General features: G+C 67.6%; 16 protein-coding genes. 8 read left to right on the plus strand and 8 right to left on the minus strand.

Going from position 1 to position 16786, the window contains the following annotated elements:
• Positions 1-8: 8 nt before the first annotated feature.
• From cysW to ACFFII_RS15445, 4 genes are all read right to left on the minus strand, one after another.
• A complete protein-coding gene (gene cysW / locus ACFFII_RS15430) occupies positions 9-902 on the minus strand; it encodes a sulfate ABC transporter permease subunit CysW (RefSeq protein WP_377699760.1) in 894 nt (297 codons plus the stop codon).
• On the minus strand, positions 895-1731 hold the full coding sequence (gene cysT, locus ACFFII_RS15435) for a sulfate ABC transporter permease subunit CysT (RefSeq protein ID WP_377699761.1): 837 nt from the start codon (positions 1729-1731) through the stop codon (positions 895-897). Before cysT ends, cysW begins: the two co-directional genes overlap by 8 nt.
• 11 nt (positions 1732-1742) lie before the next feature.
• On the minus strand, positions 1743-2810 hold the full coding sequence (locus ACFFII_RS15440) for a sulfate ABC transporter substrate-binding protein (protein ID WP_377699762.1): 1068 nt from the start codon (positions 2808-2810) through the stop codon (positions 1743-1745).
• A gap of 220 nt (positions 2811-3030) precedes the next feature.
• Positions 3031-3486 carry an RrF2 family transcriptional regulator gene (locus ACFFII_RS15445; protein ID WP_377699763.1) on the minus strand — a complete coding sequence of 152 codons (456 nt, stop codon included), beginning with the start codon at positions 3484-3486 and terminating at the stop codon, positions 3031-3033.
• A 125-nt stretch (positions 3487-3611) separates the two neighbouring features.
• On the opposite strand from ACFFII_RS15445, the gene ACFFII_RS15450 reads away from it, so the two are divergent.
• Positions 3612-4091 carry an Lrp/AsnC family transcriptional regulator gene (locus ACFFII_RS15450; protein ID WP_377699764.1) on the plus strand — a complete coding sequence of 160 codons (480 nt, stop codon included), beginning with the start codon at positions 3612-3614 and terminating at the stop codon, positions 4089-4091.
• 4 nt (positions 4092-4095) lie between these two features.
• Here the strand turns inward: ACFFII_RS15450 and ACFFII_RS15455 are convergent, their stop codons facing one another.
• On the minus strand, positions 4096-4362 hold the full coding sequence (locus ACFFII_RS15455) for a hypothetical protein (RefSeq protein WP_377699765.1): 267 nt from the start codon (positions 4360-4362) through the stop codon (positions 4096-4098).
• Between the two features lie 58 nt (positions 4363-4420).
• Positions 4421-5431 (minus strand): LacI family DNA-binding transcriptional regulator, encoded by a 1011-nt coding sequence (locus ACFFII_RS15460; RefSeq protein WP_377699766.1) that lies wholly within the window; start codon positions 5429-5431, stop codon positions 4421-4423.
• 178 nt (positions 5432-5609) lie between these two features.
• On the opposite strand from ACFFII_RS15460, the gene ACFFII_RS15465 reads away from it, so the two are divergent.
• From ACFFII_RS15465 to ACFFII_RS15495, 7 genes are all read left to right on the plus strand, one after another.
• Complete coding sequence (locus ACFFII_RS15465; protein ID WP_377699767.1) at positions 5610-6659, plus strand: ABC transporter substrate-binding protein; 1050 nt, start codon at positions 5610-5612, stop codon at positions 6657-6659.
• Positions 6660-6716: 57 nt separating this feature from the next.
• Entirely contained in the window at positions 6717-7508 is a 792-nt protein-coding gene (locus tag ACFFII_RS15470; RefSeq protein WP_377699768.1) for an ATP-binding cassette domain-containing protein, read from the plus strand.
• A gap of 1 nt (position 7509) precedes the next feature.
• Positions 7510-8751 carry a sugar ABC transporter permease gene (locus ACFFII_RS15475; RefSeq protein WP_377699769.1) on the plus strand — a complete coding sequence of 414 codons (1242 nt, stop codon included), beginning with the start codon at positions 7510-7512 and terminating at the stop codon, positions 8749-8751.
• 12 nt (positions 8752-8763) lie between these two features.
• The gene (locus ACFFII_RS15480) at positions 8764-9492 is read left to right on the plus strand and encodes an SDR family oxidoreductase (RefSeq protein ID WP_377699770.1); all 729 of its coding nucleotides are present in this window, start codon (positions 8764-8766) and stop codon (positions 9490-9492) included.
• A gap of 14 nt (positions 9493-9506) precedes the next feature.
• Positions 9507-11114, plus strand: a complete 1608-nt coding sequence (locus ACFFII_RS15485) for an FGGY-family carbohydrate kinase (protein WP_377699771.1) — start codon at positions 9507-9509, stop codon at positions 11112-11114.
• Between the two features lie 246 nt (positions 11115-11360).
• Entirely contained in the window at positions 11361-13745 is a 2385-nt protein-coding gene (locus ACFFII_RS15490; protein WP_377699772.1) for a family 16 glycosylhydrolase, read from the plus strand.
• A gap of 402 nt (positions 13746-14147) precedes the next feature.
• The gene (locus tag ACFFII_RS15495; RefSeq protein WP_377699773.1) at positions 14148-15185 is read left to right on the plus strand and encodes a fatty acid desaturase; all 1038 of its coding nucleotides are present in this window, start codon (positions 14148-14150) and stop codon (positions 15183-15185) included.
• A 159-nt stretch (positions 15186-15344) separates the two neighbouring features.
• On the opposite strand, the gene ACFFII_RS15500 is transcribed toward ACFFII_RS15495, so the two are convergent.
• Positions 15345-16025, minus strand: a complete 681-nt coding sequence (locus ACFFII_RS15500; protein ID WP_377699774.1) for a spermidine synthase — start codon at positions 16023-16025, stop codon at positions 15345-15347.
• A 310-nt stretch (positions 16026-16335) separates the two neighbouring features.
• Entirely contained in the window at positions 16336-16731 is a 396-nt protein-coding gene (locus ACFFII_RS15505; protein ID WP_377699775.1) for a hypothetical protein, read from the minus strand.
• Positions 16732-16786: the final 55 nt, after the last annotated feature.

Genomic DNA, 16786 nt, shown 5'->3' on the forward strand with positions numbered 1-16786 from the left:
GGTTCCTTTCAATGCCGGCGCTGGGCGGCCAGCTGGTCGGCGTGGCGGATTTCCAGCGCGGTCTTGATCAGCAGCGTCACGAGCCCGAGAAAGGCCAGCAGCGCGGCCATCGAGAAGGCGGCGACGGTCATGTATTCGTTGTAAAGCATCTCGATCGAGATCGGCACCGTCGCGGTCTGGCCCCGGATCTTGCCCGAGACGACCGCGACCGCCCCGAACTCGCCCATGGCGCGCGCGTTGCACAGCAGCACGCCATACAGCAGCGCCCAGCGGATGTTGGGCAGGGTGACGGTCCGGAAGACACGCCAGCCGGACGCGCCCAGCGTCAGGGCGGCTTCCTCCTCGGCGCGGCCCTGCTCGATCATCACGGGGATCAGTTCGCGCGCGACGAAAGGGAAGGTCACGAACATCGTGGCGATGACGATCCCCGGCAGGGCGAAGACGATGGGAAAGCCATGCGCCACCAGCCAGCCGCCGATCAGCGAGTTCGCCCCGAAGGTCAGCACGATGCAAAGGCCCGCGACGACCGGGCTGACCGAAAAGGGCAGGTCGATCAGCGTGATCAGGAAGGCCTTGCCGCGAAAGTCGAACTTGGTGATCGCCCAGGCGGCGGCGATCCCGAAGACCGCGTTCAGCGGTACGGCAATGGCCGCCACCAGCAGCGTCAGCCGGATCGCGGACCAGGCCTGCGGGTCGGACAGGCTGGCAAGCGCCGTGCCGATCCCGCGCGACAGCGCCTCGGCGAAGACCGTGGTCAGGGGCGCCAGCACCAGCACGCCCAGGCCGAGGACCGCCAGCAGGATCAGGACCAGCCGGACGGCGGGGGCTTCGTCCGTGGGCGCGCGGAAGCGGCGCGTGGCGGCGGGCCGCAGGCTGGCAGGGGGCAGGGGGATGTCAGACATAACCAATCCTCCGGCGGCTCCAGATCTGGATGAGGTTGATCGCCAGCAGCATCGCGAAGGAAATCAGCAGCATGGCGATGCCGATCGCGGCGGCGGCGTTGTAGTTGTATTCCTCAAGCTGGATCACGATCAGCAGGGGCGCGATCTCGGTCACAAGCGGGATGTTCCCGGCGATGAAGATGACCGAACCGTATTCCCCGACCGCCCGCGCCAGCGCCAGCGCAAAGCCCGTCAGTGCGGCGGGCGTCAGCATGGGCAGGACCACGTGGCGCAGGGTGTAAAGCCGCGAGGCACCCAAGGTGGCCGAGGCTTCCTCGACCTCGCGGTCGATCTCCTCGATGACGGGCTGGACGGTGCGGGTGACAAAGGGCAGGCCCACGAAGATCAGCGCGACCAGGATGCCCCATTGGGTATAGGCGACCTTGATCCCTGCATCCGCCAGCACCGAGCCGAAGACCCCGTTCGGCGCGTAAAGCGCGGTCAGCGCGATGCCCGCGACAGCGGTGGGCAGGGCGAAGGGCAGGTCCACGGCGGCGTCCAGCAGTCGGCGGCCCGGAAAGCGATAGCGCGCCAGCACCCAGGCCAGCAGGACGCCGAAGACCAGGTTGAACAGCGCCGCCAGGAAGGACAGCCGGAAGGACAGCCACAGCGCCTTCCAGACCCTTTCCCGGTTCACCGTCGCCCAGATGTTGGCCAGGCCGAAGTCGGCGCCCTTCAGAAGCAGGGCGCCGATGGGCACCAGCACGACCACAGACAGCATCGTCATCGTGATCCCCATCGCCAGGCCGAAGCCCGGCATCGGGGATTGCTGCACAAAGGGGCGCCCCATGATGCGCCCTGTCATTTCGGCACGTAGATCTGGTCGAAGATGCCGCCGTCACCGAAATGCTCGGGCTGCACCTTGGCCCATCCGCCGAAATGGGCGATGTCCACCAGCTCGACCTTGGGGAAGCGGGCCACGTCCTCGGGCGCCGCGGCGGAAGGGTCCCAGGCGCGGTAATAGTGCTTGTAGGCCAGCGCCTGTCCCTGCGGCGAATACAGGAAGTTCAGATAGCCCTCGGCCAGCTTGCGCTGCTCGTCATTGGCAATGTTGGCCTCGACAATGGCGACCGGCGGCTCGGCCAGCACCGAGACCGAGGGCACCACGATGTCGAACTGGTCCTCGCCCAGTTCCTTGAGCGCGAGGTAGGCCTCGTTCTCCCAAGCCAGCAGCACGTCGCCGATCCCGCGCTGCGAGAAGGTCGTGGTGGACCCGCGCGCGCCTGAATCCAGCACCGGCACGTTCCTGAACAGCCTGCCCACGAAGTCCTTGGGGTCCTGCCCGTTCCGTTCCGCCCATGCCCAGGCCGCGAGGTAGTTCCAGCGCGCCCCGCCCGAGGTCTTGGGGTTCGGCGTGATCACCTGCACGCCCTCGGCCACCAGATCGCCCCAGTCCTTGATGTTCTTGGGGTTCCCTTCACGCACCAGGAAGACGATGGTCGAGGTATAGGGCGAGGAGTTGTGCGGCAGCTTGCCCTGCCAGTCGGCGGGCAGCTTGCCGGCCTCGGCGATGCGGTCGATGTCGGACGCCAGCGCCAGCGTCACCACCTGCGCGTTCAGCCCCTCGACCACCGATCGCGCCTGCGCGCCCGATCCGCCGTGGCTCGTCTCGATCTGCGGGGCGGGGTTGCCCTGCGCGGTCCAGTATTCGGTGAAGGCTGCGTTCACCTCGCGGTAAAGCTCGCGCGTGGGGTCGTAGCTGACGTTCAGCAGCGTCTCGGCGCGGCTTTCGCCGATGGTCAGCGCGAAGGCGGCGATGATCGCGCCCCAAGTCAGCAGCGGCTTCACGCGCCGCAGGGGCGCCACGATCTCGGCGGCGGTCATCGGGGCAGGACGGGGGGCGATGGAGCCAAGGGTCTCGCGGGTCATCTGGTCGATCCTCCTGATCTGCGCGGGGGGCCTTGGGCCCGGGCGCCATGCAAGAAATATCGAGTAAGTAGATCGTCTATATCAAGGAAAAAATATCGGTGAATTTTGTCGTGATTGTAGAAGATCATTCTCCGGCCTTGCCGGGCGCAGGCATGGGGCGCCGACCTCTTGTCCGTTGAGGACACGGGAGAATCTGGCCTTCAGCAAAAAAAAGCGCGCGTCAGGGTTCCGCGATGACCCGGCTGGCCAGCTCGCCCGAGCGCATCAGGTCGGCCAGCGTCAGCGAGTCGATGATCAGCAGGTAGGTCCAGAACACGTCCGCAAAGGTCTTGCGGATGCGGCAGGTTTCCTCGTCCGTGCAGTCGGGGCAGCGCTGATAGGCGCTGCGCGACAGGCAGGGCAGGGGCGCAAGCGGCCCGTCGATCAGGCGCAGCAGTTCCGACAGCTTCACCTCGCCGGGACGCTTGACCATCATGTAGCCGCCCGCCCGCCCGCGCTTGGACGAGATCACGCCCGCGTCGCGGATTTCCAGAAGGATGTGTTCCAGGAAGCGCTTGGGCGTCCCGGCGCGCTTGGCGACCTGCTCGATCGACAGAGCCTGCGGGGACTCGGACGCGGCCTCGTCGGCCAGCACCAGCAGCGCCTTGAGCGCGTATTTCATCTTCTGCGTGATCATCAGCAAGCCGTAGGCAGGCGCCTGCCTGTTCGCAAGCACCGCGAGAGAAAGGTTCTAAAGACGACTTGGCTTGTAGATATTCTTCGTTCAAGATGCCAGCCATATGGCCGCGACAAGAGGACGCCATGACTGCGACCACGCTGGATCTCATTGACCGCAAGATCGTTTCGGCGCTGATGCAGGACGCGACCCAGCCCATCGGGCGAATCGCCGATCAGGTGGGCCTGTCCCAGACGCCCTGCTGGAAGCGCATCCAGAAGCTCGAGGCCGCCGGAGTGCTGACCGGCCGCGTCGCCATCGCCGATCCCGCCAAGCTGGGGCTGGGCCTGACCGTCTTCGCCGGGGTCGAGGCGCCCGACCATTCCCCCGAATGGCGCGCAGGCTTCGAACGCGCGCTGGCCGCCATGCCCGAGGTGCGCGAGGTGTACCGCATGGCGGGCATCTACGACTATCTGCTGCAGATCATCGCCCGCGACGTCGGCGCCTTTGACGAGTTCTACAAGCGGCTGACGACGGTGGTGAAGGTCAAGTCCTGCTCGTCGCTGTTCGTGCTGGAACGGCTGAAGGCCACGCCCGGCTATCCGGTGGACACGGTGACACGCTGAGGTTTCAGGCGCCCGGGTGGGAATAGCCGATCACCCGGCCCGAGCCGTCCACGCGGCACAGGTGCTGGCGGTTGCCGTCGCGGGCCTCGACCGTGGCGGTGCCCCCTGCCTCGGACAGCCAGCGCGAGGTGACCTCGGCCAGCGGGCGGCGGATGTGGCCCGCGATCGCGGCGGTGCAGGCGGCCTCCTGCCGGGCGCGAAGGTCGGGGACAAGGACGGGGGGCTCGGCCGCGCAGGCGGCAAGCGGCAGCAGCAACAGAAGGAACCGCATCCCCGGATCTCCGCATGGTTTTCCCGAGCCTAGCACGGATGCGGGCAGGCGCACAGTCTCAGGGGCGCGGGCGGAATCGGCAGGGGATCTGAAGTGTGGGGGCGCCCTCGGGCGGGGTCTCGATCAGCCGGAAGGCGGTGGACAGCATCGCGGCCACGTCCTGCTGCATCATGCCCACGTTCTGCGGCAGGAAGGCCGCGAAGGGGTCCCAGTCGAAGCAGCCGAAGCGCATCTGCGGCGGGCTCGGCTGGTCATGCAGCCAGCGGACGACGCCTTCAAGCGCGATGGTCGAGTTGACGAAGACGCCGCTGCCGTCCGCGATCCTCAGGTCCGCCATGGCGGCAAGGGTCTTGGCGGCGGAATAGCCGCGCATCAGGCAGTTGCCCTCGGGCACCGGCAGGCCCGCCTCGGCATGGGCGGCGGTGAAGCCGCGCAGGCGCTCGCGCGTGTTGTTGTCCTGTGCCCGGCCACCGATGAAATACAGCGGCAAGCCAGTCGCGAAGTCCGCCCGCACCCGCGACAGGATCACTCGCGTCAGTTCAAGTGCGCCCGAGAAGTTGTCCGACACGACGGAAGGCGCGCGGCTGCCCGGCAGGTCCAGGTTGATGACCCGGACGCGGGCGGCGCTGCACAGCTCGGCGATCCGGTCGGGGTCGGTGGCGCCCGTCACGATCAGGCATTCGACCTGATAGGACAGCATCTCGCGCGCGGCCTCAAGTTCGAGGTCGGGTTCGCGCTGGGTGCAGGTGATGACAGGGAACAGCCCGCGTTCCCGCGCCATGATCTCGAAACGCTCGGCGATCGCGCCGAAATAGCGGTTGTCGTATTTCGGGATGATCATGCCGATCACGCGAGAACGGTCCCGCCGCAGCATCCGCGCGGGCAGGTTGACGGCATAGCCCTGTTCCTCGGCGATGCGGCTGATCCGTTCCGCCAACCGCGCGCTGATCCGCCGTTTCTTCCACGTCCCGTTCAGCACCGAGCTGACCGCGCTGGCGCTGGTCCCGGCGATCTGCGCCAGGTCATAGATCGTCGGTCGCTTCGCGGTGATCTCGTCGTCGTCGGCCATGTCCCACCCGTCGGGAAAAGTGACGCAGTGATCCTGCCCTGCGTGGAATCTTGACAGCATACTTCTGTCGCAGCAATCTATGCTACACCGATTGAGCATCCAAGCTTCATCGATGGCGCATCATCTTCGGCCTGCCCGCGGGACAGGCGGCGCTTCTGACATGTGGAGGAGACAGACCATGACGTCGAAACTATCGCTTGCCGCCGCCTCAGCGATCGCGGCGGCGCTGCTGGGGGGGGCGGCCGTCGCGCAGGAGGCCGCGACCGTCGCCTTCCTGATGCCCGACCAGGCATCCACCCGCTACGAGGAAAAGGACTTCCCCGGCTTCCAGGCGGCGATGAAGGAACTGTGCCCCGACTGCACGGTGATCTACCAGAACGCCAATGCCGACGTGTCGCTGCAGCAGCAGCAGTTCAACTCGGTCGTCACCCAGGGCGCCAAGGTCGTCGTGCTGGACCCGGTCGACTCGGCCGCCGCTGCGGGCCTGGTGCAGATGGCGCAGTCGCAGGGCGTCAAGGTCATCGCCTATGACCGGCCGATCCCGGACGTGCCCGCCGATTATTACGTGTCCTTCGACAACAAGGGCATCGGCCAGGCGATCGCGCAGTCGCTGGTCGATCAAATGAAGGCCACGGGCGTGCCGGACGGCGCGGGCGTGCTGCAGATCAACGGCTCGCCCACCGACGCGGCGGCCGGCCTGATCCGCGACGGGATCGACGCGGCGCTGGACGCCTCGGCCTACAAGACGCTGGCCGAATACGACACGCCCGACTGGGCGCCGCCCAAGGCGCAGGAGTTCACCGCGGGCCAGATCAACCGCTTCGGGGCCGAGATCAAGGGCGTCGTGGCCGCCAACGACGGGACCGCGGGCGGGGCCATCGCCGCGCTGAAGGCCGCGGGCGTCGATCCGCTGCCCCCCGTCACCGGCAACGACGCGACCATCGCGGCGCTGCAGCTGATCATCGCGGGCGATCAGTACAACACCATCTCGAAGCCTTCGGAAATCGTCGCCGAGGCCGCCGCCAAGATCGCGGTCGCCTTCCTCAAGGGCGAGACGCCCGAGGCGAAGACCACGCTGTACAACACGCCGTCCGAGCTGTTCGTCCCGGCGGTCGTGACGCGCGAGAACATCAAGGCCGAGATCTTCGACAAGGGCATCCAGACTCCCGAGGAAGTCTGCACCGCCGAATACGCGGACCCCTGCCGCGAACTGGGCATCCTGCAGTAACATCAGGCCACGGCGCGCGTCATCCCGGCGCGCGCCTTTCACGAAAAGGAACAGCCGATGGCCGAAAGCGGAAGATCCGCCGAGCCGATCCTGAAGCTGCGCGGAGTGTCCAAGCAGTTCGGCGCCGTCCAGGCGCTGGTGGACATCGAACTGGACATTCACGCGGGCGAGGTCGTGGCCTTGGTGGGCGACAACGGCGCGGGCAAGTCCACGCTGGTCAAGATCCTTGCCGGCGTCCACCAGCCGACGACGGGCACCATCGAGTTCATGGGCAAGCCCGTGTCCCTGGACAGCCCCGGCACGGCACTCGAAATGGGCATCGCCACCGTCTTCCAGGACCTGTCGCTCTGCGAGAACCTGGACGTCGTCTCGAACCTGTTCCTGGGGCATGAACTGTCCCCTTGGCGGCTGGACGAGGTGCAGATGGAGGTCCGCGCCTGGACCCTGCTGCGCGAGCTTGCCGCCCGCATCCCCTCGGTCCGCGAACCCGTGGCCTCGCTGTCGGGCGGCCAGCGCCAGACCGTCGCCATCGCGCGCTCGCTGCTCTTGGACCCCAAGATCATCATGCTGGACGAGCCCACCGCCGCCCTGGGCGTGGCGCAGACCGCCGAGGTGCTGAACCTGATCGAGCGCGTGCGCGACCGGGGCTTGGGCGTCATCCTGATTTCCCACAACATGGAGGACGTGCGCGCGGTCGCCGACCGCATCGTCGTCCTGCGGCTGGGCCGCAACAACGGCATCTTCACGGCCGATTCCTCGAATGCCGAACTGGTCTCGGCCATCACCGGCGCCACCGAGAACGCCGTCTCGCGCCGGCAGGCGCGCAAGCTCGAAGAAACGGGGGCCTGACATGACCGAGCCGCAAAGCGCGCTGGACCGATCGGACAGCCGGGTCCGCCATGACGAGGGCATCGGCGGCGCCATCCGGGGCTTCATCGACCGCGTCCGCTCGGGCGACCTCGGGATGCTGCCGGTCATCGTCGGCCTGATCCTGATCGCCACCGTCTTCTGGTCGCTGAACCCCGTGTTCCTGGCGCCGAACAACCTTGCGAACCTGCTGTTCGACGCGGCGGCTGTGGGCTGCATCTCGCTCGGCATCGTCTGCGTCCTGATGCTGGGCGAGATCGACCTGTCCGTGGGTTCGATGAGCGGGCTCGCCTCGGCCATCCTGGGCGTCGTCTGGGTCAAGATGGGGCTGCCGGTCGCGTTGGCGATTCTGGTGGCACTGGCCTCGGGCGCCTTCATGGGCTTCGTCTATGCGACGCTGCTCAACCGCTTCGGGATGCCCAGCTTCGTGTCCACCCTGTCGGGGCTGCTGGCGATGCTGGGCTTGCAGCTCTACCTGCTGGGCTCGACCGGCTCGATCAACCTTCCTTACGCCTCGGCCATGGTCCGCTTCGGGCAGATCCATGTGATGCCGGCGTGGTTCAGCTATCTGCTGGCGGTGCTGCCGGGCGCGGTGATCCTGTGGCTGGGCCTCGACCGGATGCGCCGCCGCCGGGCGGTCAACCTCTCGAACCCGGGTGGACTGTCCGTGCTGCTGGCGCAGGCGGGCATCCTGACCGTCGTGCTGCTGGGGGCCGTGCATTACCTGAACCAGGGGCGGGGCATCCCGTGGATGTTCGGGCTGTTCGTGCTGCTGGTCGTCATCATGAACTACGCCCTGACCCGCACCAAATGGGGCCGCGCGATGTTTGCCGTGGGAGGCAACCGCGAGGCTGCGCGGCGGTCCGGCATCAACGTCAACCGCATCCGCATCTCGGCCTTCATGCTGTGTTCGTCGCTGGCGGCGCTGGGCGGCATCCTCGCGGCCTCGCGGCTCGCGTCGTCGAGCCAGCAGGCGGGGACGGGGGACGTGAACCTCAACGCCATCGCGGCGGCGGTGATCGGGGGGACGTCGCTGTTCGGCGGGCGCGGCTCGGCCTGGTCGGCGCTGCTGGGGATCATCGTGATCCAGTCGATCTCAAACGGGCTGACGCTGCTGAACCTCAGCTCCTCGCTGCGCTACATGATCACGGGCGCGGTTCTGGCGATTGCGGTGATCGTGGACTCTCTGGCGCGGCAATCGCGCGCGAGCCACGGCCGCGCTTGAGAAGGGAAAATCATGGCTGAGCAACTTTCAGGCAAGGTCGCGGCCGTCACCGGCGCCGCGTCGGGCATCGGGCTGGAATGCGCCCGCACGATGCTGGCCGAGGGCGCCGAGGTCGTGCTGATCGACCGCGCCGCCGAGCGGCTGGAGGCCTTGTGCGAGGAACTTGGGCCCAAGGCGCATCCGCTGGTCGTGGACCTGCTGCATGGCCCGCAGGTGGACGCCATCGCCACGCGGATCGAGGAACTGGTCGGTCCCGTGGACATCTTCCACGCCAATGCCGGGGCCTATGTCGGCGGCCCCGCGGCCGAGGGCGACCCGGACGCCTGGGACCGGATGCTGAACCTCAACATCAACGCGGCCTTCCGCAGCGTCCGCGCGGTCCTGCCCGGCATGATCGAGCGCAAGACCGGCGACGTGATCTTCACCTCGTCCGTCGCGGGTGTCGTGCCGGTGGTGTGGGAGCCGATCTACACCGCCTCGAAGTTCGCGGTGCAGGCCTTCCTGCACGCGACCCGGCGGCAGGTGGCACCCCATGGCATCCGCATGGGCGCGGTGCTGCCGGGGCCTGTCGTGACCGCCCTGCTGGACGACTGGCCCAAGGAAAAGATGGAGGAGGCGCTGGCCAACGGTTCGCTGATGCAGCCGAAGGAAGTGGCCGAGGCCGTGCTGTTCATGCTGACGCGGCCCCGGGGCGTGGTGATCCGCGACCTCGTGATCCTGCCCAACAGCGTCGATCTGTGACAAAGGAAGCCGCCATGACCAGCCACCGGCAAGGGCCGTTCTTCCTGGGCGTCGATGTCGGCACCCGCAGCGCCCGCGCGGGGCTGTTCGACGCAGGCGGCACGATGGTTGCCAGCGCCAAGCGCGACATCACCATGTGGCGCGAGGGCGGCGACATCGCCGAGCAGTCGAGCGAAGACATCTGGGCCGCCGTCTGCGCCTCGGTGCGTGAGGCCGTGGCGGGAATCGACCCGGCGCAGGTTGCGGGGATCGGCTTCGACGCGACCTGCTCGCTGGTCGTGCTGGGGCAGGGCGGGCAGCCGCTGACCGTCAGCGCCTCGGGCGACGAGGCGCGCAACATCATCGTCTGGATGGACCATCGCGCCGTCGGACAGGCCGAGCGGATCAACGCCCTTGGACATCCCGTCCTGCGCTATGTCGGCGACGTCATCTCGCCCGAGATGGAGACGCCGAAGCTTCTTTGGCTGCGCGAGAACCTGCCCTCGACCTACGCGCAGGCATGGCAGTTCTTCGATCTTGCGGATTACCTCGGCTGGCGGGCGACGGGCGATCTTTCGCGGTCAAGCTGCACCGTCACCTGCAAGTGGACCTATCTCGCCCACGAGGACCGCTGGGACCCTGACTATTTCCGCAGCATTGGGCTGGAGGATCTGGCCGAGGACGGTTTCGCCCGCATCGGCCAGAGGATCGTCGCGCCCGGCACCCCGCTGGGATCAGGGCTGACGCAGGCGGCGGCGGCCGACCTCGGACTGCGGCCGGGCATTCCGGTCGGCGCGGGACTGATCGACGCTCATGCCGGCGGGATCGGGACCGTGGGGATGCAGGGCGCGCCCGAAAGCAACCTCGCCTATGTCTTCGGCACGTCGTCCTGCACCATGACGACGACGCGCGAGCCGGTCTTCGTCTCGGGCGTCTGGGGGCCCTATTTCCAGGCGATGGTGCCGGGCATGTGGCTGAACGAGGGCGGCCAGTCCGCCGCCGGCGCCGCGATCGAGCAGCTTCTGTCCTTCCATCCCGCCGCCCCTCAGGCCGCCGCCGAAGCCAATACCACGGGCCAGCCGCTGCCGGTCTGGCTGGCGGAACAGGCCGCGCGCAAGGCAGGCGACCTTTCCGCCGCCGTGAGGCTGGCCGACGGCCTGCATGTGGTCCCCGAGTTCCTGGGCAACCGCGCGCCGTTCGCCGACCCCCATGCCCGCGCGATCATCGCGGGGCTGGGGATGGAGCGGGACATCGACAGCCTCGTCGCACTTTACGTGGCGGGGCTCTGCGGCATCGCCTATGGCCTGCGCCAGATCATCGAAACGCAGGACAAGGCCGGCGCGCCGGTGGACCGGGTAGTGATCTCGGGCGGGGCGGGGCAGCTTGATCTCGTGCGGCAGTTGCTGGCGGACGGATCGGGCAAGCCGGTCCTGTCCAGCATGGCGGCGGAACCCGTGCTGCTGGGCTCGGCCATCCTCGGTGCGGTGGCCGCAGGCCAGTTCGCCTCGATGACCGAAGGGATGGCCGCGATGTCGCAGGCAGGCGGGCAGTATCATCCCGACGCCGATGCCGCGGTGATGCACGACGCCCGCTATCGCACCTTCTGCGCGCTGCAATCCGCCCTGCGCGACAGCCGCGCCTGACGCGGTCGATCATCGCACCGGTTCTGCGATCCCGCCGGCGGGGTGACAGGCCTGTGCCCCGGATCGGGCGTCAGGGCGGAACCTGTGGGTGTGTTCCGCCTGCCCCCGCCCTGCGGATCATGTGGGTCGGCAGGGCGCGGCAATGATCATTCATGAACAGCTTGCAATCCAAACGGGTATTACGGCTTGATTATACACCTCCGATAGTGCGAAGCGCCGTTCCTCAGGAACCCGGGAGAAGAGACAATGGCAGCCTCTTTCCGTTCAGCGATCCGTTCCCTTTCCAAGGGCGACCTCAAGGCCCTTCAGCACGATCTGTTCGATGTCGCGGCACTGCGAAGGCAGGCAGACGCGCAGCGGGACGACAGGGCAGGGCAGGCCGATGCTTCGGTGGCGCCGACGACCCTGGCCTCCTTGTTTACGCAGGCCGCGCCTGCGGGGCGGACCGTCACGGGAACTTCGGGCCATGACAGCCTGTCGGGGGGCGACGGCCACGACACCCTCAGCGGTCTGGGTGGGAACGACACCCTGTCCGGGGGGCAGGGCGCCGACAGCTTTGTCGTCACGCGCGGCACCGGCTCGGACACCATCCTCGACTTCGATCCGGCGGCAGGCGACGTGTTGAGGATCGAGAGCTATGGCTTCCTTTCAACGGCAGAGGTGCTGGCCCAAGCGGTCCAGGACGGGCGCGACACGGTGATCTGGCTGCACGGGACCGAAAAGCTCACCCTGCGCGGCGTCGATCCGGGCAGCCTGAGGGACTCGCATATCGTCCTGGGCGGCGCCCCGGCGCAGGTCCATGGCACCTCGGGACGGGACTGGATCGCGCAGGCCTCGGGTGCGGTGCAGCAGCTGGTGGGCGGTGCCGGGAACGACACCTATTACCCGCAGAACCGCGGCGCGCGCATCGTCGAACGGCCCGGCGAGGGCATCGACACGGTGCTGACCTGGGTCAGCTGGACGCTCGAGGAGAATGTCGAGAACCTGACGGTCTCGAACGCGGCAGGCTCGCAGATGCTGTATGCGCGGGGCAACGCGGGCGACAACCACCTGACCGGCGGCCATACCGGCAACCAGAGCCTGAACGGCGAAGGCGGGAACGACACCCTGACCGGGGGCGCGGGCCGCGACATCTTCAACATCGACGCGGGCGACGGCAACGACGTGATCACCGACTTCGCCACCGGCGCGGGCGGGGACATGCTGCGGCTGAACGGCTTTGCCTTCCGCAGCTTCGACGACGTCATGGCGGCGGCCCGCCAATCGGGAACCAGCGTGGTGATCGACTTGGGCGGCCAGCACCTCACCCTGCAGGACACGCGCCTGCCGGACCTGAGGCCCGAGAACCTCGCCGCCTTCGCACCCGACACCCAGGGCAGGCCAGTGCTGTTCGCCGAGGAGTTCGACCGCCTCGACCTGCGCTCGCCCGACAACCCTGATGGCACATGGCGACCGGAATACTATTGGGGCAACCGGACGCTCGGCTCGAACAACGAGCAGCAGTTCTATGTCGATCCGGCCTGGCGCGACCTCGGCCTGAACCCTTTCGCGGTCAGGGACGGTGTGCTGTCCATCACCGTCGGCGAGACCTCGGACCACCTGCTACCCGAGGTCGAGAACCTGCCCTATCTTTCCGGCGCGATCACCTCGGAACAGAGCTTCTCGGTCCAGTACGGCTATTTCGAGATGCGCGCCGAACTGCCCGAGGGAGGCGGCTTCTGGCCGGCATGGTGGCTGCTGCCCATCGATGGAAGCTGGCCGCCGGAACTGGACATTTTCGAGGTGCTGACCAGCGATCCTACCGTCCTGCACACCACCGCCCACAGCAACGCCAGCGGCCGGCACACTGCCGAGGGCCAGAGCGCGCTGGTCGGCGACATGTCCGACGGGATGCATGTCTATGGCTTCGACTGGGGCCCGGAGGAGATGGTCTGGTATTTCGACGGGGTCGAGGTCTACCGCGCCGCCACGCCCGAGGATGCGCACCGGCCGATGTACATGCTGGCCAACGTGGCCGTCGGCGGCTGGTATGGCGGGATCGACCGCGACAGCTTCTCGGACGCCGAGCATACCGACCTGCGGATCGACCATATCCGCGTCTACGAGCGTCCCCTGGACCATGCGGTCGTGGCCCTGCCGCGGGGGTGGGAGGCTGACAGCTTCGACTTCTCGCGCATGGACGGGGCGAGCGCCGCCGCCAAGTGGGGCTATACGAACACCATGGCCGCGGGCGAGGTGAAGGCCAGGCTGGGCGGGGACTGGGCGCGCTGGCTGACGGGCAACGACGCCGACAACTACCTCGGCGGCAGCGACGCGCAGTACAACGAACTCGACGGGCGGGGCGGCGAGGACGTGCTGTTCGGCGGCGGCGGGGTCGATGTCTTCGTCATCCGCAAGGGGATGGGCAACGACACCATCCTGGACCTGTCAGGCGACGACAAGGTGCAGCTTGACGGCTTCCATTTCAGCCACATCGAGGATGTCCGCGCCTGGTCCGTGCAGAAGGGCGAGGACGTCATCATCCGGCTGGGCGAGGATCAGGCCCTCTGCCTTGCCAACCATGCGCTTGAGGACTTGAGTGCGCAGAACTTCTGCTTCACCAACGTGGAACGCGACCTGCTCGTCGCCTGACAGGCACGGGCCGCTTGGCGGTCCCGGGCACGAAACTCCTTGAAGAACCTTGCCCATGCTGCTGCTGGGCAAGGGGTCCGGCCGAATCGTGATCGTCGCGTCCCCTGACTGCCCCTTCGCGCCCCCAGACAGAGCGCGGGGCACCGCCGCCACACCCACACTCTGTTCGGCGCCGCTGCCCGATCGCTGATCCCGTCGCGCCGCGTCGTGGTGCAAGCGCCGCGCCGTTCCAGTCCCTGACCCGCCGGGCTTCAGCCGGACATGGATCAGCCTGGTGCCGTTGCTTGCCTTTCCGGCACTCAGTGACTTGCCGGGGGGAAGGCTGCGCTTTAGATGATGCGGCACAGGAAAGCGCCGTGCGGGCCGATGGTCATACGTGGCTCAAGCTCAAGGGCGTTGATGATGACTTCTTCCGACAACATGCCGGTGGCGCAGGTGCGTTCGGCCAAGGACTGGGTCCGGGTCCTGGCGAAGTATCGCGAGCCCTCCACATCCCGCAGCATCTTCGAGCTTCTTGTCACGCTTGTGCCCTTTGCCCTGCTCTGGGGACTTGCCTGGGCGTCGATGTCGGTCAGCTACTGGCTGACGCTCGGGATCGCGGTCCTGAACGGCCTGTTCCTTGTGCGGATCTTCTGCATCCAGCATGACTGCGGCCATGCCTCGTTCTTTCACAGCCGCAAGGTGCAGGACTGGGTCGGCCGGTGCCTCGGGGTGCTGACGCTGACGCCCTATGACGTCTGGCGGCGCACCCACTCGATCCACCACGCGCAGCACGGCAATCTGGACCAGCGCGGCATCGGCGACGTGATGACGCTGACCGTGGCCGAATATCATGCCCGAAGCCGCCTCGGCAGGCTGATGTATCGTCTTTACCGTCATCCGCTCGTGCTGTTCGGGCTGGCGCCGAGCTATCTGTTCCTGCTGCAGAACCGCCTGCCGCTCGGCTTGATGAAAGCGGGCCGGCGCTACTGGATCTCGGCCATGGGGACGAATGCCGTTATCGCCATTCTTCTGGCGGCGATGGTCTGGCTGGGTGGGCTGACGCCTTTGCTGCTGATCTTCATTCCCACCGTCGTCGTCGCGGCCACGATCGGGGTGTGGCTGTTCTACGTCCAGCACCAGTTCGAGGAAACCCACTGGGCCGGGAACGACGCCTGGCAGTTGCACGAGGCGGCGCTGGCGGGGTCCTCGCATTACGTGCTGCCCACGCCCTTGCGCTGGCTGTCCGCCAATATCGGCATCCACCATGTCCACCATCTCTACAGCCGAGTCCCCTTCTATCGGCTGCCCGAGATCCTGCATGACCATGCCGAACTTGCAGCCGCCCAGCGGTTGACGCCGTGGGAGAGCCTGCGCTCGGTCAACCTGCACCTGTGGGACGAGAAGCTGAAGCGCCTGACATCCTTTCGCGAGGCACGTCGGCGCTATGGTGCCGCCTAGGCTGCCTCACGGGCCTGATTGGTAGGGGGCTGGCTGACTTGGGACAAGGTCTTCAACTTCCAGGGCCCGGATCCTGACAGGACAGACCGGATAGCGGCAGATCAGGACAGTCGGACCGCCGCCCCTTCCCATGCGCTGCGATAAGGTCGTCTCAATCTCTCAGTCGCCTGTTCGTGCCGCGATCCAGATCACGTGACGGTTGCCGCGCCGGCTGCCGCTGGCACGGACCATGCGCGTGGTGACCTCGAACCCGCAACGCGAGAGCCGTTGCGAAAAGGCCGGGGCCGGGGCGGCGGACCAGACGGCGAGCACGCCTTTGGGGACCAGCGCCCGGCGCGCCGCCTTCAGGCCCGCCTCGTTGTAAAGGGCGTCGTTGCCGGGGCGGGTCAGGCCATCCGGCCCATTGTCGACGTCCAGCAATATGGCGTCGAAGCCGCTCGCGGCCTCACGGATCATGGCGCCGACATCGCGTGTCTCGACCACGACCCTCGGGTCAGCAAGGCAGTTCCCGAAGACAGCCGCCATGTGATCCCCGGCCCAGTCAACAAGTTCGGGCACGATCTCCGACACGACAATGCGGGCGCCGGGCGGCGAGATCGCCAGGGCCGCCCGCAGGGTGAAACCCATGCCGAGCCCTCCGATCAGCACCCGCGGCCGGGGCCTGCCCGCCAGGCGCTCCAGCGCCAAGGCGGCCAGCGCCTCCTCCGAGTGGCCGAGACGGCTGTTCATCAGCTCGTTGCCGCCCTTGAGGCGGATCGAGAATTCGTCGCCCCTGCGCAGAAGCCGGAGCGTGTCCCCGTCCGGCGCGGTTGCCGTCGCCAGTTCTATCCAGGGAAGCATGCAGGGGATCCTGTTCCTTGAGCCACCCCGTGGCCTAACCGCTTGGGGACGGCAGGTGAAGGGTCATGTGCCTCGGGGCTGTCCGGACTGGCCGCGTGGGTTCCGTCGGCAGGAAGGACCCGCATTGCCGGTCCGGCGTCATCCGGACCGGCCAGCGACGGGCCAGCCCATGAGGCTTCATGCCGAGGAGGGTCCTTGTCAGGCAGCTCGCTCCTCCACCCTCGGCGCCGGGGACCTCCGCTGAACCATCGAGGGCAGTCAATGCTCGGTCAAAGGAGGGGGGGCGCTATTGCGACCTGCCCGCCGTGGCTTACTGTTTGCGCGCCTTGCGGTTGGCATAGCGCCGGTCGCGCTCGGCCTTGCGGGCGGCTTCATCCTTGATGACCTGGGCGATCACGCTGTCGGCCTTTTCCTGCGCCTCGATCCTGGCTCTGGCGGCGACAGCGGCGGCATCCTGATAGGCGGCGGCCTCGGCCTCGGCGCGCGCCTGCTCTTGCTGCCGCGCCTTTGCCTCGGATTTCAGCCGCTCCCGCTCCTCGCGCCGTTCCTCGCGGGCCGCGGCGATCGCAAGCAGTTCCTCCTGCCGCGCAAGGCGGGTGGGCTCGGCGGCCTCCCGCGTGGCCCGATAGGCGCGAAGGCGCGCAGCCTTTGCTTCGGCTGCGGCGTTGCGGCGGTCGGCGAGATCGTTGGTCTTTGTGGTTCTCAAATCTTCATCCTTGTCTGGTCTGTGGAAAGGCCGGGAAGGCGGCAAAAGGGACGGG

Origin of the sequence: Paracoccus niistensis, assembly GCF_042432925.1 — a bacterium.
Lineage (GTDB): Bacteria > Pseudomonadota > Alphaproteobacteria > Rhodobacterales > Rhodobacteraceae > Paracoccus > Paracoccus niistensis.